Origin of the sequence: Methylobacterium sp. E-041 (assembly GCF_022829665.1) — a bacterium.
Taxonomy (GTDB): Bacteria; Pseudomonadota; Alphaproteobacteria; order Rhizobiales; family Beijerinckiaceae; genus Methylobacterium.
Window position 1 is genome coordinate 90,350 of record NZ_JAKSYQ010000268.1, and the last position, 18,912, is coordinate 109,261.

Sequence of the window (18,912 nt, forward strand, 5' to 3'; positions counted from 1 at the left end):
ACGTCGTCGCTCAGCCGGCCGCGGAGTCCGCGTAAGGGTCGGGCACGCCGAGGGTCGCGAGCGCCGCGACCTCCAGGGCCTCCATGGCCTCCGCGTCCGCGTCGCCGGTCTCGTGGTCCTGACCGAGCAGGTGGAGGGTGCCATGAACCAGGAGATGCGCGAGGTGGTGGACGAGCGGCTTCGACTGCTCGGCACTTTCGCGCACCAACGTGTCGTACGCAAGAACGACGTCGCCGAGCGGCACCGCGACGCCGGCATGGGCGGGCTGCGGCGAGGACGGAAACGACAGCACGTTGGTGGGCCGGTCCTTGCCCCGCCAGGTCCAGTTGAGCGCCTGCACGGTGGCGTCGTCGGCGAGCAGGACGCTGACCTCGACCGGGCCGGCGGGCGGCTCGGGGGCCGCGGCGAGACCGGCCTCGACGGCGCGAATCACGAAGGCTTCGAGGTCGGGGACCGCGCCGCTCCAGCGTTCGTCCTCGATCGCCACCTCGACCACCATGTCGATCGCGTGCCCCATCACGCGAGCGGCCGCCGCCGCGGGTTCGGGTTGCGGTCGGCATCCGCCTCGCCGTGGGCCGCGCCCTCGTAGGCGGTGACGATGCGGCGCACGAGGTCGTGGCGGACCACGTCCTTGTCCCGGAAGGTGATGCGGCCGATGCCCTCGACGCCGTCGAGCACCCGCACCGCCTCGACCAGCCCCGACTTCTGCCCCGGCGGCAGGTCGACCTGGGAGGGATCGCCGGTGACGATCATCCGCGAGTTCTCGCCGAGCCGGGTCAGGAACATCTTCATCTGCATCGAGGTGGTGTTCTGCGCCTCGTCCAGCAGCACGATCGCGTTGGTAAGCGTGCGCCCGCGCATGAAGGCCAGCGGCGCGATCTCGATCACCCCGGTCTGCAGGCCGCGGTCGACGTGGCGCGCCTCCATGAAGTCGTAGAGCGCGTCGTAGATCGGGCGCAGGTACGGGTCGACCTTGTCGCGCATGTCGCCGGGGAGGAAGCCGAGGCGCTCGCCGGCCTCGACCGCCGGGCGCGAGAGGATCAGCCGCTCGGCGTGGCCCTGCTCCAGCAGCGAGACCGCGTGGCCGACGGCGAGCCAGGTCTTGCCGGTGCCGGCCGGACCCTCGGCGAAGACGAGCTCGTTGGCGCGCAGGGCCTTGATGTAGGCGTCCTGTGCCGCGTTCCGGGCGCGGACCGCGCCGCGCTTGCGCGTGGCGATCTGCTCGAAATGCGGCCGGTCCGGCTCGGCGGCGATGGCGGCCGCCGGGAACAGCTGGCCCTGGACGGTGGCCTCCTGGATCGCGCCGTCGACGTCGCCGAGCGTCAGGGCGCTGCCGCCGGTCCGGGCGCGGGCGTAGAGCTTCTCGAACACCCGGCGGGCACGCTCGGTCGCGTCCGGCGAGCCCTTGAGCACGACGTGGTTGCCCAGCGCGGTGGCCGTCACCTCCAGCCGCCGCTCGATATGCGCGACGTTCTGGTCGTACTGGCCGAAGACGAGGCTCGCGAGGCGGTTGTCGTCGAAGGTCAGCGAGACCTCGACCGGCTCGTCGTGGCCGAAGCCCGGGCCGAGCGGCCGCGCGGCGGGCCCGCGCCCGCGCAAGGGGCCGCTGCGCCCGGCCGTTCCGTCGAATGACGCCACGAACACTCCCTTCATCGCCCGGCCCGCCGCCCTACGCGGCCGCCGCGGCCTCGATCGCCGCGCCGAACAGGCTGTTGGTCCCCGCCTCGACGATGCGCACGGGCACGACCTGCCCGATACGGGAGGTGGGGGCGTCGAACTGAACGGCGAGCAGGTGCGGCGTCTTGCCCGCGACCTGGCCGGGCCTGCGGCCGGCCTTCTCGACCAGGACCTCGACCACCTGCCCCACCGCCGCGCGCTGGAACGCGTGGCGCTGCGCGTCGAGCAGCGCCTGCAGCGCGTGCAGGCGGCCGGTCATCACGTCCTCCGGGACCGCGTCGCTGCGCTCGGCGGCCGGCGTGCCGGGGCGCGGGCTGTACTTGAAGGAATAGGCGCTCTCGAACCCGATGTCGGAGACGAGCCGCATCGTGTCGGCGAACTCGGCGTCGGTCTCGCCGGGAAAGCCGACGATGAAGTCCGAGGACAGGGCGATGTCGGGGCGGGCCCTGCGGACGCGGTCGATGATCCGCCGGTAGGCGTCGCCGGTGTGGCGCCGGTTCATCGCGGACAGGATCCGGTCGGAGCCCGACTGCACCGGAAGGTGCAGGTAGGGCATCAGCGCCGGGATCTCGGCATGGGCCGCGATCAGGTCGTCGCCCATGTCGTTGGGGTGGCTCGTGGTGTAGCGGATCCGCGCGATGCCCGGCACGCGCGCCACCGCGCGGATCAGGTCGGCCAGCGTCGCCGCGCCGCCGTCGGCCCCGAGCCCGTGATAGGCGTTCACGTTCTGGCCGACGAGGCCGATCTCGCGGACCCCGCCGGCGGCGAGCTTCTCCGCCTCCGCGACGACGGCGGCGACGGAACGCGAGACCTCGGCGCCGCGGGTGTAGGGCACCACGCAGAACGCGCAGAACTTGTCGCAGCCCTCCTGCACCGTGAGGAAGGCGGAGACGCCCGCGGTGCGGCGCGCCGGCAGGTGGTCGAACTTGTCCTCGACGGGGAATTCGGTGTCGACCACGCGCCTGGCATGCGAGCGGGCGAGCAGGTCCGGCAGCCGATGGTAGCTCTGCGGCCCGACGACCACGTCCACCACGGGCGCGCGGTGCAGGATCTCGGAGCCTTCCGCCTGCGCGACGCAGCCGGCGACGACGATGCGGGTGTCGCGGCCTTCGAGCTTCCGCGCGTCCTTGAGCACGCGCAGCCGGCCGAGCTCGGAATAGACCTTCTCGGCCGCCTTCTCGCGGATGTGGCAGGTGTTGAGCACCACCACGTCCGCCTCCTCGACGGCGTCGGTGGCGGAGAACCCCTGCTCGGCCAGGACGTCCGCCATGCGGGCGGCGTCGTAGGCGTTCATCTGGCAGCCGTAGGATTTGACGAAGGCTTTTTTCGACACCGCGTCGGGTCCCGGGTTCCTTGGGATACGGCGCGCGAACATCTCTGCGGCCGAGGCGGCACGCCTCTATCATAGATCCGGCCCGCCGTCGCGGCCCGGTCTGAGCGCTTGCCAGTCCGTATCCTATAGAATACGAACATTTAGGATTCCGGCCCGACGCACGGCTGATTTCGATGCTTGGCTCGGCGCCTTGCGGGATCCGCGTGCCAAGGCGCGGATCGCGATCCGGATCGACCGTCTCGCTCTGGGCAATGCCGGCGACGCGAAGCCGGTCGGCTCCGGGGTGAGCGAGATGCGCATCGATTACGGACCTGGCTACCGACTGTACTTCATCCGTCGCGGCGAAGCCCTGATCGTTCTGCTCTGCGGCGGAGACAAGGGCAGCCAGCAACGGGATATCGTGCGGGCCAGGGCGCTGGCCGCAGATCTGAAGGATGGAGACGGCGGATGACCGAGACGCAGCCCTACGATTCGGCAGACTATCTCGAGACCGACGAGGCGCTGGCGGAATACCTCACCGCGGCCTTCGAGGAAGGAGACACGGCGCTCTTCCGCCACGCGCTCGGCGTCGCCGCCCGCGCCCGCGGCATGACGCGGATCGCCCGCACCTCCGGCCTGTCGCGCGAGAGCCTGTACAAGGCCCTCTCCGAGGAGGGCAATCCGAGCCTCGATACGACGGTGCGCGTCCTGAGGGCGATGAACCTGCGGCTGACGGCGACCGTGCCGCACGCGCCCGAACCGGCCTGACGGGATTCAGGCCGCCGCCGTGCCGTCCGTGAGGCCCGGCAGCAGCCGGGCGGGCGCGTGGCCCGGCACCCCCGCGTGGCCCTGCATCGCCCCCGGGCCCTTCATCGCGGCGCGGACGGCGGCCTCCGCCTGGGCCGTGACGGCCTTGCGGTCGGTGCCGGCCTCGAAGGCGATCGGCTGGCCCCAGACCACGTGGACGTCGATCGGCCCGCGCTCGAAGAACAGGGCGAGATGGGGGGCGAGGTCCATGTCGCCGTACCACGCGATCTCGGGGCGCTCGGCCCGGCCCACGGGCAGGCCGTTGCGGCGCGGATAGGTGATCGCCAGGGGCTGCAGGCGGATGCGGTCGAGGCCGCCGTCGGCCCCTCGCGCCTGGATCGCGGCCCGCGCCGCGCCGACGAGCGAGGAGCGGAACGGCAGCAGGCGGGTGCCGTCGCCGGTGGTGCCCTCGGCGAACAGCACCACGAGCTCGCCCCGCGCCAGCCGGTCGCCGATCGCGGCGTTGACGGTCGCGGTCGCGCCGCGCCGCGCCCGGTCGATGAACACCGTGCGCTGGAGGGCGGCGAGCGTGCCGATCACCGGCCAGCCGGCGATCTCGGACTTCGCCACGAAGGAGAGCGGCCGCAGCGAGCCGACGGCGATGATGTCGAGCCAGGAGACGTGGTTGGCGAGCACCAGCGCGGCCTCGCCGGGGCGGGGCGGGGTGCCGCTCTGCGTCACGCGCACCGAGAACAGGGCCAGGAACACCCGGTGGAACAGCGCCGGCGCGAGGCCCCATCCGCGGCGCTCGCCGAAGCGCAGGGCCAGCCAGTGCGGACCGGCGAGCAGCGCGAAGGCCAGCGCGCAGACGACCAGGCGCAGGGCCACCCCGACGCGCGTCACCGGGCGCTCACGTCAGGTCGGCGCGCATGGTGAGCGCGGTCGCGCGGCTGCCGTCGGCCTGCGCGTAGTAGCCGGTCCGCGTGCCCACCCGGGTGAACCCGTGCCGGGCGTAGAGCTTGAGCGCGGGCGCATTGCCCTCGTCGACCTCCAGGTGGACCTGCGCGACGCCGATCAGCGCCAGGTGCCCGAGATGCTCGCGCAGCAGCCGATGGCTCAGGCCGCCGCCGCGGGCGGAGGGCGCCAGCACGACGGTGAGGATCTCGGCCTCGTCGGCGACCTTGCGGGACAGGATGAAGCCCTGCATCGCGCCGGCCCGCCACAGGGCGTGCCCCTGCGTCGCGCGCTCGCACAGCATCCGCTCGAACTCGTGCGCGTCCCAGGGCCGCGCGAAGGCGGTGGCGTGGAGCCGGGCGAGCGTGCGCGCCTGGTCGGCCTCGCGCAAGGGCGCGACGTAGGGCTCGGGGCCCCAGGCCTCCCACCAGGCGAGCCACCATTCCAGCGGCCAGAAGGGCGAGACCGGGCGGCTCATGCCTGTGGCCCTCGATGCCGCCGCATCGCGGGCGATCCGCCGCATCGGCGGCGCGCCTTCGCGCTTGCCGGCGGCCGAAGGCCGCTGGAACGGTCCGAGCGATGAGGCTTGCGTGTCATCGGCGGGCGATCCGCGCGTGGTCCTGCGGCTGGGCGTCGGCCCCGCGCAGGTACATCGGCCGGGGCAGGGCCTGGGCCGGGTCGGCGACCAGGCCGAGCGAGGCGACCCAGGCGATGTCGGGCCCGCCGGCGCCCGCGACGTCGACCGCGATCCCGCGGGCCCGGAGCACGGCGGCCAGGAGGGCGGCACCGGAGCCGACGAGGGTGACGGGGCCGGCCCCGAGCCGGTCGGCGGCCTCCTCGAGGCGCAGGTGCGTCGGCGGCACGACGATGCCGTCGCCCGCGCTCATCGCCTGGAGGTAGACCGCACCGTGGCGGGCATCGATCGCGGCGGCGACCAGGCCGTCGCCGTTCAGCGCCAGCTGCGGCGCCAGCAGCGCCGAGAGGGTGGTGACCCCGACCACGGGAATGCCGGCGGCGAGGCCGACGGCGCGGGCCGCCGACAGGCCGACGCGCAGGCCGGTGTAGCTGCCGGGGCCGACGGTGACGGCGACGCGGGACAGGCCCTCGAACCCGGCTGCGAACCGGGCCATCACCCGCTCGACCAGCGGCAGCAGCGCCTCGGCATGGCCGCGGGCGAGCGTCATGGATTCCTGCGCGAGCAGATCGACGGACCCGTCGGCCGCCTCGGTCGCGACGCAGGCCGAGCAGAGCTCGAGTGCCGTGTCGATGGCCAGGATATGCACGCCCACTCCCGTTCGCCGGGGCTTCGCTCCCGTCCGCCCTCTGAAGGAAGCCGCGAGCCTAAGCCAAAACGGCCGCGCCCGTCAGTGCGGGGCGGCCGTCGGCGCGCGGTTCGGGAGAAGGTGTTGCAAAGGCGCTTCGGGTGCCGGCTGGGCGCGCACCCGAAGCGCCGCGATTTCGAAGCGCCGGTCTCAGACCGCCTGGACTTCCCGGATCTCGGGCAGGAAGTGCTTGAACAGGTTCTGCACGCCGTGCCGGAGCGTCGCGGTCGAGGACGGGCAGCCGGAGCAGGCGCCCTTCATCTCCAGGTAGACGACGCCTTCCTTGTAGCCGCGGAAGGTGATGTCGCCGCCGTCGCCCGCCACGGCCGGGCGCACGCGGGTCTCGAGCAGGTCCTTGATCGTCACCACGGTGTCGTGGTCGGCGGCGTCGTAGAATTCCTCGGCGTCGTCGTCGGCCTGCGCGGAGCCTTCCGCCATCACCGGCGCGCCGGACTGGAAGTGCTCCATGATCGCGCCCAGAAGGGCCGGCTTGACCTGCGGCCACTCGTCGACGCCGTCGGCCTTGGTCACCGAGATGAAGTCGTGGCCGAAATACACGCCGGCGACGCCGGGCACGTCGAACAGGCGCTGCGCCAGGGGCGAGCGGGCGGCGCCGTCCGCGTCCTTGGCCTCGAAGGTGCCCTCCTGCAGCACCACCCGGCCGGGCAGGAACTTCAGGGTGGCGGGGTTCGGGGTCGCTTCGGTCTGGATGAACATGTCTGACAGGATCCTCGTCCGCTGCGCCGGTTCAAGGCCGGGCGGGAACGGCGCGTCTCGCGCCATCCTCCATGTGGACCGCGGACCGGATTTTCTCAACCGGCGCGGGCAATCGACGGGCCCCGCCGGCAATGGGCAATCGCCGCCGGCAATCGACGGGCGCGGCCGGCAATCGACAAGCGCGTGGGCTTGGTGTATCGCGGCGCCAACTCAAAACAGGATGCCGAAATCCTGACGCCCGCAAGCCCATCCGGGGCAGCGCGGCGCGACGGCCGGAGCTATTCATGAACATCATCCAGCAGCTCGAGCAGGAAGAAGTCGCTCGACTGAACAAGACCATCCCCGACTTCCAGCCCGGCGACACGGTGATCGTGAACGTCAAGGTCAAGGAAGGCGAGCGCACCCGCGTCCAGGCCTACGAGGGCGTGGTGATCGCGCGCTCCGGCGGCGGCCTCAACGAGAGCTTCACCGTCCGCAAGATCTCCTACGGCGAGGGCGTCGAGCGCCTGTTCCCGGTCCACGGCCCGCTGATCGATTCGATCAAGGTGGTGCGCCGCGGCAAGGTGCGCCGGGCCAAGCTGTACTACCTGCGCGATCGCCGCGGTAAGTCCGCCCGCATCGCCGAGCGCACCGACAAGAACAAGGGCAAGGCGAAGGCCGCGCCGGCCGCCGCCGAGTAGTCCGCGCCTCCCCGTACGGGGAGCGGACGCGACGAGAAAAGCCCGCCGCGATCCGATCGCGGCGGGCTTTTCGTTGCCGCTGTTGCGTGCCGGCCGAGGCGCTCAGGCGGTGCGCAGGGCCCGGCGCTTGCTCGAGGCGGTCACCTGCATCAGCCCGACCATCACCAGGATCGTGCCGACGTAGACGATGCCCTGGAGCGCGGTCGGGCGGTCGGTGTAGCCGACGAGCGCGTGCAGCACGCGGCCCGGCCAGCCGTTCTCCGGGATCAGGCCGGACGAGTTCCACAGGATCTGGTCGAGCCCGGTGACGATGCCGGCGTTCGACAGGAACTGCGCCGCCTGCGCCGCGAGGCCGGCGGCGAGGAAGATGATCAGCGCGCTCGTCACCGAGAACACGTAGCGGCTCGGGATCGCGGCGAGGCCGAAATAGCTGATGCCCGAGAGCAGGGCGCCCGCGCCGACGCCGGCGAGCGCCCCGGCCTGCAGGTCGGCCCCCGACGCCCCCGAGGCGACGAGGCCGTAGAGGAACAGCACCAGCTCCGCGCCCTCGCGCAGGATCGCCGCGCCGACGACCAGCGCCAGCGCCGCCGCGGTGCGCTGCCCGGAGCGGACGGCCTCGCCCGCCGCCCGCAGCTCGCCCGCGAGCTCGCGCCCGTGGGCCGCCATCCAGGTGTTGTGCCAGACCAGCATCAGCACGGCGACGATGAGCACGGCGGCGTTGAGCAGGTCCTGCCCCGCGCCCTCGAACGCGTCCGAGATCTTCTCGGCGAACAGCGCGACGAGGGCGGCGCCGGCCAGGCCCCCGACGATGCCGAGCGCGACCCAGCGGCCGCGCCCGGGAATGCCGCGAGTGGCCGCCAGCACGATCGAGATGATGAGGCCCGCCTCGATGACCTCGCGGAAGGCGATGACGAAGGCTCCGATCATGCGGATATCCCGGCTTTCGCGTTGATGGGGCGCTCGCGCGCTACCAGATCCAGAACAGAAGCGCCCAGTTCGCCACCGCGAGGCCCGCGGCGGCACCGATGCACAGGGTGGTGGCGACCCGGCGCGGGCCGCCGGCCGACAGGCCGGCGATCCGCCAGGCCAGCCAGAGGCTCCACAGGCTGGCCCCGCCGAGTAGGCCGGCGCGGACCTCGTCGACGAAGGGCAGGACGAAGCCCTCGCCGCGCAGGAAGGTGACCGTGAGCGCCGAGAGGCCGAGGAAGACGCCGCAGCCGGCGATCGGGATCAGCGCCTGCGTCAGGTGGTGGAAGCGGGCGGTGGACCACGGCCCGCCCGCACGGGTCGCGAGCGCGACCAGGCCGGTCAGCGCGAGCCCGATGCCGAGGCAGGCGGCGGCGATGTAGGCGAGCAGCATCGCGCCGTCGAGGAGGGTGAGCACGTCGTTGTGCTCGGGGTAGTTCGTCAGCACGAACCACGGCGCCGAGGTCTCCAGCGGCCAGGTGACGCCGCGCTCGATCAGCCAGGTGGCGAGCCACTGCTTGCCGTCGATGTACCAGGGGCTCGACGACCACTGGAACGCGCCGACGGCGAGGCCCATCATGCCGAACAGGATCAGCACGGTCTGGTCGAGGGAGGGCTCGTCGCCGGCCACGTGCACGATCTCGTGGTTGGGCGAACGGCGGGCCAGCCGCACGGCGCCGCGATAGCCGCTGCAGCGCCCGCACATGTGGCAGGCGCCCGAGCCGCGCATGGTCTTCACCGCCACGAGGGGCGCGCAGTTGAAGCCTTGCCCCGGCTTCGGCTTCGGCGAGGCGCTCCAGGCGGCGCCGTCGACCTGGAAGCTCACCGGCGCGAGCTTGGAGAGCACCACGAACACGCCGTTGACCGGGCAGAGGTAGCGGCACCACACCCGCTTGTTGCGCCCGTACACGGCGCCGACGAGGATCGCCGCCACGGTCGAGCCGCCGAGCACGGCGAGCACCGGCTTCGGGTAGCCGTAGACGCTGACCATCTGGCCGTAGACCGTGGTGCCGGCGAACGCCAGGAACGGCCACCCGCCCCAGGTGATCCAGCGCGGCACGGCGCGGCCGAGGCTCCACCGGCTGGCGAACTCGGTGAGCGTGCCTTCGGGGCACAGCACCCCGCACCAGGCGCGCCCGGCGATGACCATGCTGAGCAGCACGAACGGCCACCAGATGCCCCAGAACGCGAATTGCGCCGCCAGCGTCAGGTTCGACCAGAGATGGGCGCCGCGGTCGGGCAGCGGCAGGAAGGCGGGCACGGCCACGAGCACGACGTAGATGCCGACCACCGCCCACTGGATGGTGCGCAGCACGCCGCCGTGCCGGCGGAGCCAGTCGCCGAAGTCGGCGAGGCGTCCGTCGATCCAGGCCTCCCGGCCGGGGCTGAGGGTCGCGCCGGCCACCGGCTACTTCGCCACCGAGTCCTTGGCCACCAGCGTCGCCTTCGCCTCCGGATGGAAGTCGTCGAAGACGTCGTAGCTGCCAGGATCGAGGGTGCGGAAGATGATCGACGAGGTCGAGCCGGCGGCGAGCGCCTTTTCGCGCTTCAGCTCGAGGCTCTCGAACTCCACCGGCGAGGTTCCGGTGTTCGAGATCTCCAGCTTGAAGCGGGTCTTGGCCGGAACCTCGATGATCGCGGGCAGGATCACGCCGTCCTTCATCTCGACCTTGATCACCGGCATGTCGTCGGCGCGCGCGGCCCGAGGCGCCAGGAGAAGCGGCGCCAGGAGAAGCGGTGCGAGGGCGAGCAGCGCCCAGCGGGCGGGAAGACCGGTCGCGGCCCGCATCCTCAGTACGCGCCCTTCTTGCCGATGCCGGCGAAGGTGAAGTCCTGGGTGATGTCGAACGGTTTGAACCACTCGGCCACCCCGGTCTCCTTGTCGACGTGGCGGCCGAAATGGGCGTGCGGGCCGGGGGGCGCCACGGTGAGCTTGAGGCGGTAGCGGCCCGGCCCGAACAGCTTGACGTTGTCGCCGTAATGCGGGCCGTCGTTGGCGACCATGCCCATCAGCGGCCCCGAGACCTTCTGGTCGGTGGGCTTGTCGCCGTCGAGCTTCACCACCTCGAAGGTCACGGTCAGCGACGGCACGAAGTCGCCCTCGGCGAAGCCGTTGCGGTTGTCCTTGGCGGCGCGGATGTCGGCCTCGAGGTGCAGGTCGGACTGCGCCGCCGCGCGCATCATGTCGGGCGGGTCCATCTCGATCGGCTGCAGGTACACCGCCGCGACCTCGAGACCGTTCTGGGTCACGTGGGGCCCGACGGGGATCTCCTTGGCGACCGCGGAGGCGGTGAGGCCGGCCAGGCCGGCGAGCAGGGGGAGGGTGAGACGGAGCGCGCGCATGGGATGCATCGCATACCCGGCCGCGCCGAAATTGGAAGAGGCTTGTTCGTCACATGCTCAAATCATAATCGTTCCAAACTGGGAACTATACAGTCCAGGTTGGTGGAAATCAGCCGGTTTGAAAGATGAATCATAGATCTCGGAAGCTCGAACTCCGGCGGGTGCCTGCCCCGCCGGAGGTCTCGACTTAGAAATGCCCTGCGAGCAGCACGACGCCGGAGGCGACCACCGCGCCGCCGAGCATGGGAGCCATGACCGTACGGCGGGTGCCGGCCGCGATCGCCAGGCCGAGGCCGAGGCCGGCGGCGTGGAGCAGGGCGGTGCCGGCGAGGAACCCGAGGCTGTAGACGAGGCCGGAGGCGGTCTCGGGCATCTCCGCGCCGTGGGCATAGCCGTGGAACGCGGCAAAGCCGCCGACGAGGGCGCCGAGCGCGGCGACCGGAAGCCGGAGGCCGAACGCGGCCGCGAGGCCGAAGGCGACCACCGACAGGGCGATCCCGGTCTCGGCCACCGGCAGGCCGAGGCCGGAGACCTCGACGCCCGCCATGCCGAGCCCGGCGCCCGCCGCCATCAGCGCCAGGAAGGCCGCGGGCAGCGCCCACAGGGCCCGGCCGCCGCGCAGGGCCGCCAGCAGCCCGACCGCGACCATGGCGAGGACGTGGTCGGCTCCGCTCACCGGGTGCAGGAAGCCGTGGACGAGGCCCGCGGCCTCGCCGTGGCCGGGATGGGCGAGCGCGGCCTGCGGCAGCAGGACGAGGGCGGGAAGAGCGAGGGCGGCGAGACGCTTCATGGGGTGTCCTGACGGTCTGGTCGGGTCGATCATCGGATGGATAGGCGGCGGGCGCCAGGGGTCACCGACACCCTGGCAAAAATCACTCCATCGTCGGGGCGAGGGTCTTCACCCCCGGGACGTCCTCCCCGAGCCAGGCCGCGTTCTTGGCGGTGCCGTCGAAGGTCGCGCTGGTCTTGAACAGCTCGTACTTGCCTTCGAGCGCGTAGGGGCGGCTGCGCCCGAGCAGCTCGGCGACCGCCGCCTTGTCCATCGGCCGGAAGGTCTTCACCGCCTCGAACGCCTGGTCGAGGTCGCGCTGGCTCTGGATGCCGGTGATCAGCACCGAGACCGGCAGGTTGAGGCCGAAATGCAGGTACTCGATCGGCTTGATCGGCGCGTCGCTCTTCAGGATGACGCCGTCGCCGAAGGTCTTCATGCCGAGCGCGGCGATGCCGTTCTGCACGAGGTAGGGCAGGACGAGGTGGCCGAACGAGCGGAAATGCGCGTCCATGACGTTGAGCGGCATCTGCACCGAATCGAACTGGAACCCGCGCTCGTGGGCGACCTCCAGCATCTGCAGATGGATGCGCGGGTCCTTGTGCCCGGTGAAGCCGATGTAGCGCAGCTTGCCCGCCTTCTTCGCCTCGACGAAGGCCTCCATCGCGCCGCCCTCGGCGAAGACCCGGTCCGGGTCGTCGTAGCGCAGGATCTCGTGGTGCTGGACGAGGTCGATCCGGTCGGTGCGCAGGCGGTGCAGCGAGGCGTCGATCTGCTTCATCGCCTCCTCCTTGGTGCGCCCGTCCATCTTGGACATCAGGAACACCTTGTCGCGCCGGCTGCCCTCCTGCAGCGCCGCGCCCATGCGCAGCTCGGAGCGGCCCTCGTTGTAGTCCCAGCAATTGTCCATGAAGGTGATGCCGCGCTCGATCCCCTGGTGGATCAGCCGCGTCGCCTCGTCGTCCGTCACCGCGCTCTTGCCGAGGTGGAACCCGCCCATGCCGATGGCCGAGATCTTGTCGGAATGGCGTCCGAAGGCGCGATAGAGCATCTCGCCGCGGCGCTCACCCGGATCGGTGACGAGGGGGAGGCTCGCGGGATCGGACGGCCGGTTGCCGGGCAGGGCCGTCGGGTCGACGGCCGCGGTGGCGGTGCTGCCGCCGGCTGCGGCGAGGCCCGCGCCGACGACGGCGCTCTGAAGGAAGCTGCGGCGTTCCATGGGATTCTCCTGAGTTCGGGCGACGGATCGGTTCAGCCGGCCGCCCGGAGGCGTTCGGCGGTGTGGAGCAGGCGCAGGGCGGCGCAGGCCGCGCCGTAGCCGTTGTCGATGTTGACGACCGCGAGGCCGGGGGCGCAGCTCGCGAGCATCGCGTCGAGCGCCGTGCGGCCGCCCTCGGCGACGCCGTAGCCGACCGAGGTCGGCACGCCGATCACCGCGCCGGCGACGAGGCCGCCGAGCACGCTGGGCAGCGCCGCGTCCATGCCGGCGACGCAGATCACCACCGGGTGCGCGCGGATCTCGTCGAGGCGCCGGGTCAGCCGCCACAGGCCGGCGACGCCGACATCGGCGACGAGGGTCGCCGCGCAACCCTGGTAGGCCAGCGTCCGCAGCGCCTCGCGGGCGACCGGCACGTCGGAGGTGCCGGCCGCGACCACGGCGATGCGGGCCGGCCCCTCGAGCGGACGGGCAGCACCGAAGACGGCGGTGCGCGAGACCAGGCAGTAATCCAGCGCCGCGCGGTGGGCCGCCTGCAGGGCGGCGTGCTTGTCCGCGTCGAGGCGGGTCAGGAGGAAGCGCGCCTCCCGCTCGGCCGCGGCAGCGAGGATCGCGTCGATCTGCGCGGCGGACTTGCCGGCGCAGAACACCGCCTCCTCGAGGCCGATCCGGTCGGCGCGGGCGAAATCCAGGGTGAACTCGTCGGAAACGCTCATGCCCGGGCCCCGCCGCCGACGAGAAAGGCGCTGCCGGTGCGGTAGGGCTCGAAGCGGATCGCGTTCGCGGCGAGGCGTCCCGGTGCCTGCGCGGCGATCCAGCCTTCGAGCGCGTCCCGGCCGCCGGCATCGAGCGCCGCGAGGCTCGCCGGATCGAGCTCGACGACGATCCCCGCGGCGCGCACGCGGCAACGCACGGCGCGGCCCGGCTCCGCCCGGGTCGCCAGCGCGGCCCCGACGCGGCGCTCGACCGCGTGGATGAAGGCCAGCACCTCCGGCTCGATGCGGATGCCGGTCTCGACCCGGCTCGACAGGCAGGGGGCGGAGGGCAGCTCGGCCACCGCGCCGAGGCCGAGATCGCGGCTCAGCCGCCGCACCGCCGCCTTGTCGAGGCCGGCCTCGACGAAGGGGTGGCGGACGCCGTAGCCGGCCGCGGCGTCGAGGCCGGGCCGGTACTCGCCGAGGTCGTCGAGGTTGGCGCCCGAGGCCATCGGCCGGTCGGTGACGCCGCGGATCGCGCCGTAGAGATTGGTCTTGCAGAAGAAGCAGCGGTTCACTGGGTTGGCGCGATAGGCCGGATCGGAGAACTCGCCGGCCTCGATCACCCGCAGGCTCCAGCCGGCGCGCGCCGCCTCGGCGCGGACGCGGTCGGTGGCTTCCGCCGGCACGGCGGGGGAGGCGGCATGCACCATCAGCGCGGCGTCGGCGCCGAGCACGCGATGGGCGAGCGCCGCCAGCGTCAGGCTGTCGACACCGCCGCTCACCGCCACGGCGACGGACCCGATCTCGCGCAGGACGGCCTCGAGCCGGGTGGGAAGGGCGCTCACGACGTCGGCTCCGGCCTCTCGAGGGCGATCCGCTCGGCCTCGCGGCGCAGGGCGGCCCGGGCGGCGTGGCCGCCGAGCGACCGGGCGTCGTCGGCCTCGGCCTTGGCGGTGGGCCCGCCCGGCCGCTCCGCGAGCTTGACCCGCACGTCCCGGCCTTCGACCGCGACGGTCGCGGCCCGGCGGGGCAGGGCGCGGCCGGCGACGAGCGCGTGGCGCAGGCCGATCGTCGCGGTCTCGGAGAAGCACGCGGCGACCACGGCATCGAGGGCGTCGGCGCGGGCGAGCAGGCGGACATGCGCCATCATCCGGCCCTTCTTGCCGAAGACCGGCATCTGCACGACGTCGAGCACGTCGTCCCGCATCCGCAGGCGGTCGAGCCCCATGGCCAAGTCCTCGCCGGACTGGTCGTCGACCTCGAACTCGATCACCGCGATCGTGCGATGGTCCGAATGCGTCTCCGGCGCCGCCATCGGGGCCGCGTCATCGAAGGCGAGCACCCGCACGCAATTGCTCAGGCCGGGCAGGCGCCTGGTGCCGAAGCCGACGCCGGAGCGCCCGAGACGGCGCGGGCCGCTCGGCGCCGATCCGGCCCCGCCGCAGAGATGGCGCAGGATCGCGGCGCCGGTGGGCGTCACCCGCTCGCCCGGCACGCCGTCGTCGCGGGTCGGGAAGCCGTCGAGCAGCAGCGCGGTCGCCGGGGCCGGTACCGGCAGCAGGCCGTGCTGCGTGCGCACCATCCCGGAGCCGAGGGGGAGGGCGCCGACGCTCCATCGCGTGGCGCCGAGCGCGGCGACGAGGTGGGCGGCGGCGACGATGTCGGCGATCGAATCCCAGGCGCCGACCTCGTGGAACGCCACCTGCTCGACCGCGATGCCGTGCACGCGCGCCTCCGCCTCGGCGAGGTGGCCGAAGATCGCGAGCGCGTGCCCGCGCACCACCGCTTCGAGATCGGCGCGTTCGAGCGCGACGCGGATCTCGGACCACGGGCGGTGATCGTGACCGTGGTCGCCCGCGTGGGCGTGGGCGTGCGACGGGCCGTGCGCAGGATCGTGATCGTGGGGGCCGTGCGCGTGCCGGTCCGCGCCCTGCGGCGCGGGACCGGGCTCGCCGGGCCCGGAGACCAGGAAGCGGCTGCCCTGGAGCACGCCGTCGTTGTGCGGCAGCACGCGGCAGGCGACGCCCGCCCGGCTCGCCGCGCGGACGCTCGCCGACACGCCCTCGGCGTGCTCGGGAAAGGCGTCGAGGAGGGCGGCGACGAACATGTCGCCGGCCATGCCGCCGACCGCGTCGAGGTGGATCTGCATGCCTGTCCGATGGTGGAGCGGGCGAAAGGCCCGTCGGTTCGAACACCAGATCGGCCGGAAAGGTTTCGCGGCAAGGCCCCGCGGCCGAGCCCCGGCGAGGCGGATGGCCGCGCCGGCCGGCGGGTGCCGGGCCCGGCGCCGGCATGATAGCGGTCGGGCCGCAGCCGCAGGCTTTCGGACGATCGTGCCGGATGGTCGGGCCTTCCCAACGACAGGACCCTCATGACACGCCTCCCGCTTCTCGCCCTCGCCGGCCTCCTGTCGATCGGCGGCGCCCAGGCCGCCCCGGTCGTCGAGCGCCTGCGCGGCACGATCGAGGCGGTCGCGCCCGGCGCGATCACCCTGAAGACCATCGACGGCGTGTCGGAGACGATCGCGCTCGGCGACGACACCAAGTTCGTCTCGGTGGTCAAGGCCAGCCTCGACGACGTGAAGGAGGGCACCTTCATCGGCACCGCCACCAAGGGCGAGAGCCCGCGCACCGCGATCGAGGTCGTGCTGTTCCCCGAAGCCATGCGCGGCACCGGCGAGGGCCATTACGGCTGGGACGCGATCCCCGACACCACCGCCGGCGGCGCCCGGGTGAAGAGCGCCATGACCAATGGCACGGTCAAGGCCGACGCCCCGGCCCCCCGGGTGAAGAGCGCGATGACCAACGGCACCGTGTCGGCCAGCGCCGCCGGCGGCGGGGAGCGCACGCTGACCGTGACCTACAAGGACGGCGCGCAGACGGTGGTCGTGCCGCCCCAGGTGCCGGTGGTGACCTTCGAGCCGGCCGACCGGGCGGTCCTGAAGCCCGGCGCCAAGGCCTTCGTCACCGCGGCCCGCGACGGCAGCGCGTTGAGCGCCCGCCGGGTCGCCGTCGGCAAGGACGGGCTGACACCGCCGATGTAGGCGTCGCGCCCCGATCGCGCGGGCGGGCCGGGGATTCCGACCCGCCCGCCGCCCCGCCCGCGTTCGTCGTCACACGGACGTCATGGGGACGTGGGGAGAAGCGGCCCCGAGCCGCGTTCCAGCCGGCGCTTCAGGAGACGACGGCGATGCGTGCGATCCTCAACGGCGTCATCGTCGCCGGCCTGCTCGGCACCGCCGCCGCGGCGGCCGAGCGCCCCCGCAACGTGATCCTGTTCGTCCCCGACGGGATGCGCGCCGGGATGGTCACCCCGGAGACCGCGCCCGCCATGGCGGCGCTGCGCGACCAGGGCGTGAACCTCGCCAACAGCCATTCGCTGTTCCCGACCTTCACCACCGCCAACGGCTCGGCGATGGCGACCGGCCACCACCTCGGCGACACCGGCGACTTCTCGAACACGATCTACGTCGGCAAGCCGGTCGCGGCGCAGAACGGGACGGTGACGCCCTTCGTCGAGAACGATGCGGTGCTCGGCGAGATGAACGGCTTCTTCAACGGCGACTGGCTCAACGAGGAGACGGTGCTGCGGGCCGCCGCCAAGGCCGGGATCAGCACCGCGGCGATCGGCAAGCTCGGGCCGACCCTCAACTTCGACAACACCAGCCGCGACGGCGCCCCGACGATCATCGTCGACGACGACACCGGCTCGGCGCGCGGCATCCCCTTCAGCGCCGAGATGCGGGGCCTGCTGGCGGCCGGCGGCCTGCCGCTGGCCGCCCCCTCGCGCGGGGAGAACGGCAAGGCCGGCGACGCGACGACGCCGGGCACGCTGGTCGCCAACGTCGCGCAGCAGGCCTACTTCGTCGACGTCGCCACGAAGGTCGTGCTGCCGCTGTTCAAGGCCCGCGGAAAACCGTTCGTGCTGGTCTACTGGTCGCGCGACCCGGACGCCGTGCAGCACAACCACGGCGACAGCCTCGGCAAGCTCGTGCCCGGCATCAACGGGCCGACCTCGCTGGCCGGCATCCGCAACGCCGACGACAACCTCGCGGCGCTGCGCCGGGCGCTGGACGCGCTCGGGCTGGCCGACACCACCGACATCGTCGTCGCCGCCGACCACGGCTTCTCGACCATCTCGAAGGAGAGCGCGACGAGCCCGTCCGCGAAGACCGCGCTTCCCGGCGTGCCCGCGGGGCAGCTGCCGCCGGGCTTCCTCGCGCTCGACCTCGCGGCCGCCCTCGACCTGCCGCTGCACGAGCCCGATGCGAGCGCCGCCCCCGTCCTCGCCGGCCAGCGGCCGAAGCTCGGCAACGCGCTGCTCGGCCCCGACCCGAAGGCGCCGGACCTCGTCGTCGCGGTCAACGGCGGCTCGGACCTCGTCTACCTGCCGAAGGGCGACAGGGCGCTCGCCGCGCGCACGATCGCGGCGCTCCTGGCGCAGGACTACGTCAGCGGCCTCTTCGTCGACGACGCGCTCGGGCGCTTCCCCGGCACGCTGCCGCTCTCGGCGGTGAACCTGAAGGGCGAGGCCGCGACGCCGACGCCGGCGATCGTCGTCAACTTCCGCTCGTACAGCACCGGCTGCGCCAACCCGGAGACCTGCGTCGTCGAGGTCGCCGACACGGCGCTGCAGCAGGGCCAGGGCATGCACGGCAGCTTCAGCCGGGCCGACACCCACAACTTCATGGCCGCGATCGGCCCGAGCTTCAAGGCCGGCTTCGTCGACCCGCTGCCGGTGAGCAACGCCGATGTCGGGCAGACGCTCGCCGCCCTGCTCAAGCTCGAGATCCCCGCCAAGGGCCGCCTGATCGGCCGCCCGATGCGGGAGGCGATGCGGGAGGCGCCGGTGCCGCAGGCGCAGGCCGGCACGCTCCGCTCGGAACCGTCGCCGGCGGGCCTGACCACGGTGCTGCGCTTCCAGCAGGTCGGGGACCAGCGCTACTTCGATGCGGCCGGGTTCCCGGGGCGGACGTTCGGGCTGGAGTGAGGCCGCCGGCCGAGGCGCCCGACGCCGGGCGTTTGCCATCACGACGGATTCGCGGCCGGCCGGACCGGCATCGAGTCGCCTCGCGGCGGCGCGGGCGCTACCGTGGGTTCGCCGAGACCGGGCCGTGCGGCCCGGTCCCAGGAACAGGAGTCGTCCGATGAGCACCGTCCGCATCCTGCCCGTGATCCTGTGCGGCGGCTCGGGCACGCGGCTGTGGCCGGTATCGCGCGAGAGCATGCCGAAGCAGTTCGCGCGGCTGGTGGACGCGTCGGAATCGACGTTCCAGGCCACCGCGCGGCGGGTGGGCGACGCGGCGGTCTTCGCCCGGCCGGCGGTGATCGCGGCAGCCGAGTCGCGCTTCATCGTCGCCGAGCAGCTGGCCCAGGCCGGGATGTCCGCCGACATCATCCTGGAGCCGGAGGGGCGCGACTCGGCCGCCGCCGTGGCGGTGGCGGCCTTGCACGCGGCCAAGGCAGACCCGGAGGCGGTGGTGCTGATCATGGCCGCCGACCACGTGATCGG

Annotated in this window: 22 protein-coding genes; 6 read left to right on the forward strand and 16 right to left on the reverse strand. The window is 72.9% G+C overall.

The genetic code is table 11. The features are described 5' to 3' along the window. Nucleotides 1-10: 10 nt before the first annotated feature. The 3 genes from ybeY to miaB all read right to left on the reverse strand — a co-directional run bounded on the left by ybeY (nucleotide 11) and on the right by miaB (nucleotide 3,052). Nucleotides 11-517 (reverse strand): rRNA maturation RNase YbeY, encoded by a 507-nt coding sequence (gene ybeY, locus MKK70_RS24350; RefSeq protein WP_243950441.1) that lies wholly within the window; start codon nucleotides 515-517, stop codon nucleotides 11-13. Continuing rightward, nucleotides 517-1,599: a PhoH family protein gene (locus MKK70_RS24355; RefSeq protein ID WP_243950466.1), complete on the reverse strand. Its 1,083-nt coding sequence runs from the start codon at nucleotides 1,597-1,599 to the stop codon at nucleotides 517-519. The genes ybeY and MKK70_RS24355 overlap by 1 nt, the downstream gene beginning before the upstream one ends. Before the next feature lie 70 nt (nucleotides 1,600-1,669). Beyond that, on the reverse strand, nucleotides 1,670-3,052 hold the full coding sequence (gene miaB / locus MKK70_RS24360; RefSeq protein WP_147729193.1) for a tRNA (N6-isopentenyl adenosine(37)-C2)-methylthiotransferase MiaB: 1,383 nt from the start codon (nucleotides 3,050-3,052) through the stop codon (nucleotides 1,670-1,672). 148 nt (nucleotides 3,053-3,200) lie between these two features. On the opposite strand from miaB, the gene MKK70_RS24365 reads away from it, so the two are divergent. Together MKK70_RS24365 and MKK70_RS24370 are read left to right on the forward strand one after the other, a co-directional pair. After that, nucleotides 3,201-3,461, forward strand: a complete 261-nt coding sequence (locus tag MKK70_RS24365; protein ID WP_409567179.1) for a type II toxin-antitoxin system RelE/ParE family toxin — start codon at nucleotides 3,201-3,203, stop codon at nucleotides 3,459-3,461. Continuing rightward, a complete protein-coding gene (locus tag MKK70_RS24370) occupies nucleotides 3,458-3,757 on the forward strand; it encodes an addiction module antidote protein (protein WP_147844005.1) in 300 nt (99 codons plus the stop codon). Before MKK70_RS24365 ends, MKK70_RS24370 begins: the two co-directional genes overlap by 4 nt. Before the next feature lie 6 nt (nucleotides 3,758-3,763). Here the strand turns inward: MKK70_RS24370 and MKK70_RS24375 are convergent, their stop codons facing one another. The 4 genes from MKK70_RS24375 to MKK70_RS24390 all read right to left on the reverse strand — a co-directional run bounded on the left by MKK70_RS24375 (nucleotide 3,764) and on the right by MKK70_RS24390 (nucleotide 6,729). Continuing rightward, nucleotides 3,764-4,639, reverse strand: coding sequence for a lysophospholipid acyltransferase family protein (locus tag MKK70_RS24375; RefSeq protein WP_243950443.1), 876 nt, complete (start codon nucleotides 4,637-4,639; stop codon nucleotides 3,764-3,766). Between the two features lie 7 nt (nucleotides 4,640-4,646). Further along, on the reverse strand, nucleotides 4,647-5,168 hold the full coding sequence (locus MKK70_RS24380; protein WP_147844003.1) for a GNAT family N-acetyltransferase: 522 nt from the start codon (nucleotides 5,166-5,168) through the stop codon (nucleotides 4,647-4,649). A 115-nt stretch (nucleotides 5,169-5,283) separates the two neighbouring features. After that, nucleotides 5,284-5,973 (reverse strand): tRNA (adenosine(37)-N6)-threonylcarbamoyltransferase complex dimerization subunit type 1 TsaB, encoded by a 690-nt coding sequence (gene tsaB / locus MKK70_RS24385; RefSeq protein ID WP_243950445.1) that lies wholly within the window; start codon nucleotides 5,971-5,973, stop codon nucleotides 5,284-5,286. 189 nt (nucleotides 5,974-6,162) lie between these two features. Further along, complete coding sequence (locus MKK70_RS24390; protein WP_147729514.1) at nucleotides 6,163-6,729, reverse strand: NifU family protein; 567 nt, start codon at nucleotides 6,727-6,729, stop codon at nucleotides 6,163-6,165. A 284-nt stretch (nucleotides 6,730-7,013) separates the two neighbouring features. Between MKK70_RS24390 and rplS the strand changes: the two genes are divergently transcribed. Next, nucleotides 7,014-7,409, forward strand: a complete 396-nt coding sequence (gene rplS, locus MKK70_RS24395) for a 50S ribosomal protein L19 (RefSeq protein WP_147729513.1) — start codon at nucleotides 7,014-7,016, stop codon at nucleotides 7,407-7,409. Between the two features lie 102 nt (nucleotides 7,410-7,511). Here rplS and MKK70_RS24400 read toward each other — a convergent pair whose 3' ends face one another. The 9 genes from MKK70_RS24400 to MKK70_RS24440 all read right to left on the reverse strand — a co-directional run bounded on the left by MKK70_RS24400 (nucleotide 7,512) and on the right by MKK70_RS24440 (nucleotide 15,550). Then, complete coding sequence (locus MKK70_RS24400; protein WP_147859047.1) at nucleotides 7,512-8,336, reverse strand: FTR1 family protein; 825 nt, start codon at nucleotides 8,334-8,336, stop codon at nucleotides 7,512-7,514. A gap of 40 nt (nucleotides 8,337-8,376) precedes the next feature. Further along, nucleotides 8,377-9,780, reverse strand: a complete 1,404-nt coding sequence (locus MKK70_RS24405; protein ID WP_243950447.1) for a 4Fe-4S binding protein — start codon at nucleotides 9,778-9,780, stop codon at nucleotides 8,377-8,379. Nucleotides 9,781-9,783: 3 nt separating this feature from the next. After that, nucleotides 9,784-10,164 carry a cupredoxin domain-containing protein gene (locus MKK70_RS24410; RefSeq protein ID WP_243935714.1) on the reverse strand — a complete coding sequence of 127 codons (381 nt, stop codon included), beginning with the start codon at nucleotides 10,162-10,164 and terminating at the stop codon, nucleotides 9,784-9,786. Between the two features lie 2 nt (nucleotides 10,165-10,166). Continuing rightward, complete coding sequence (locus tag MKK70_RS24415) at nucleotides 10,167-10,727, reverse strand: iron transporter (RefSeq protein WP_405042906.1); 561 nt, start codon at nucleotides 10,725-10,727, stop codon at nucleotides 10,167-10,169. A gap of 178 nt (nucleotides 10,728-10,905) precedes the next feature. After that, the gene (locus tag MKK70_RS24420; protein ID WP_243950449.1) at nucleotides 10,906-11,508 is read right to left on the reverse strand and encodes a HupE/UreJ family protein; all 603 of its coding nucleotides are present in this window, start codon (nucleotides 11,506-11,508) and stop codon (nucleotides 10,906-10,908) included. Nucleotides 11,509-11,590: 82 nt separating this feature from the next. Further along, on the reverse strand, nucleotides 11,591-12,706 hold the full coding sequence (locus tag MKK70_RS24425; RefSeq protein WP_243950451.1) for an aldo/keto reductase: 1,116 nt from the start codon (nucleotides 12,704-12,706) through the stop codon (nucleotides 11,591-11,593). A 32-nt stretch (nucleotides 12,707-12,738) separates the two neighbouring features. Next, nucleotides 12,739-13,419: a nickel pincer cofactor biosynthesis protein LarB gene (gene larB, locus MKK70_RS24430; RefSeq protein ID WP_243950453.1), complete on the reverse strand. Its 681-nt coding sequence runs from the start codon at nucleotides 13,417-13,419 to the stop codon at nucleotides 12,739-12,741. After that, nucleotides 13,416-14,246 (reverse strand): adenine nucleotide alpha hydrolase, encoded by an 831-nt coding sequence (locus MKK70_RS24435; RefSeq protein WP_243950455.1) that lies wholly within the window; start codon nucleotides 14,244-14,246, stop codon nucleotides 13,416-13,418. Before MKK70_RS24435 ends, larB begins: the two co-directional genes overlap by 4 nt. Beyond that, on the reverse strand, nucleotides 14,243-15,550 hold the full coding sequence (locus tag MKK70_RS24440) for a LarC family nickel insertion protein (RefSeq protein ID WP_243950457.1): 1,308 nt from the start codon (nucleotides 15,548-15,550) through the stop codon (nucleotides 14,243-14,245). The genes MKK70_RS24435 and MKK70_RS24440 overlap by 4 nt, the downstream gene beginning before the upstream one ends. A 222-nt stretch (nucleotides 15,551-15,772) precedes the next feature. Between MKK70_RS24440 and MKK70_RS24445 the strand changes: the two genes are divergently transcribed. From MKK70_RS24445 to MKK70_RS24455, 3 genes are all read left to right on the forward strand, one after another. Next, nucleotides 15,773-16,444, forward strand: coding sequence for a metal ABC transporter permease (locus MKK70_RS24445; protein ID WP_147729579.1), 672 nt, complete (start codon nucleotides 15,773-15,775; stop codon nucleotides 16,442-16,444). A gap of 146 nt (nucleotides 16,445-16,590) precedes the next feature. Further along, entirely contained in the window at nucleotides 16,591-18,390 is a 1,800-nt protein-coding gene (locus tag MKK70_RS24450; RefSeq protein ID WP_243950459.1) for an alkaline phosphatase family protein, read from the forward strand. Between the two features lie 157 nt (nucleotides 18,391-18,547). Beyond that, nucleotides 18,548-18,912: sugar phosphate nucleotidyltransferase (locus MKK70_RS24455; RefSeq protein ID WP_243950462.1), on the forward strand; the 365-nt coding region annotated here is incomplete at its 3' end.

Coding starts and splice junctions, on each gene's coding strand:
- ybeY (WP_243950441.1), bottom strand. CDS start 517: ATGGGGCACGCGATCGACATGGTGGTCGAGGTGGCGATCGAGGACGAA.
- miaB (WP_147729193.1), bottom strand. CDS start 3,052: ATGTTCGCGCGCCGTATCCCAAGGAACCCGGGACCCGACGCGGTGTCG.
- MKK70_RS24370 (WP_147844005.1), top strand. CDS start 3,458: ATGACCGAGACGCAGCCCTACGATTCGGCAGACTATCTCGAGACCGAC.
- MKK70_RS24380 (WP_147844003.1), bottom strand. CDS start 5,168: ATGAGCCGCCCGGTCTCGCCCTTCTGGCCGCTGGAATGGTGGCTCGCC.
- MKK70_RS24390 (WP_147729514.1), bottom strand. CDS start 6,729: ATGTTCATCCAGACCGAAGCGACCCCGAACCCCGCCACCCTGAAGTTC.
- rplS (WP_147729513.1), top strand. CDS start 7,014: ATGAACATCATCCAGCAGCTCGAGCAGGAAGAAGTCGCTCGACTGAAC.
- MKK70_RS24400 (WP_147859047.1), bottom strand. CDS start 8,336: ATGATCGGAGCCTTCGTCATCGCCTTCCGCGAGGTCATCGAGGCGGGC.
- MKK70_RS24410 (WP_243935714.1), bottom strand. CDS start 10,164: ATGCGGGCCGCGACCGGTCTTCCCGCCCGCTGGGCGCTGCTCGCCCTC.
- MKK70_RS24415 (WP_405042906.1), bottom strand. CDS start 10,727: ATGCATCCCATGCGCGCGCTCCGTCTCACCCTCCCCCTGCTCGCCGGC.
- MKK70_RS24420 (WP_243950449.1), bottom strand. CDS start 11,508: ATGAAGCGTCTCGCCGCCCTCGCTCTTCCCGCCCTCGTCCTGCTGCCG.
- MKK70_RS24425 (WP_243950451.1), bottom strand. CDS start 12,706: ATGGAACGCCGCAGCTTCCTTCAGAGCGCCGTCGTCGGCGCGGGCCTC.
- larB (WP_243950453.1), bottom strand. CDS start 13,419: ATGAGCGTTTCCGACGAGTTCACCCTGGATTTCGCCCGCGCCGACCGG.
- MKK70_RS24440 (WP_243950457.1), bottom strand. CDS start 15,550: ATGCAGATCCACCTCGACGCGGTCGGCGGCATGGCCGGCGACATGTTC.
- MKK70_RS24445 (WP_147729579.1), top strand. CDS start 15,773: ATGACACGCCTCCCGCTTCTCGCCCTCGCCGGCCTCCTGTCGATCGGC.
- MKK70_RS24450 (WP_243950459.1), top strand. CDS start 16,591: ATGCGTGCGATCCTCAACGGCGTCATCGTCGCCGGCCTGCTCGGCACC.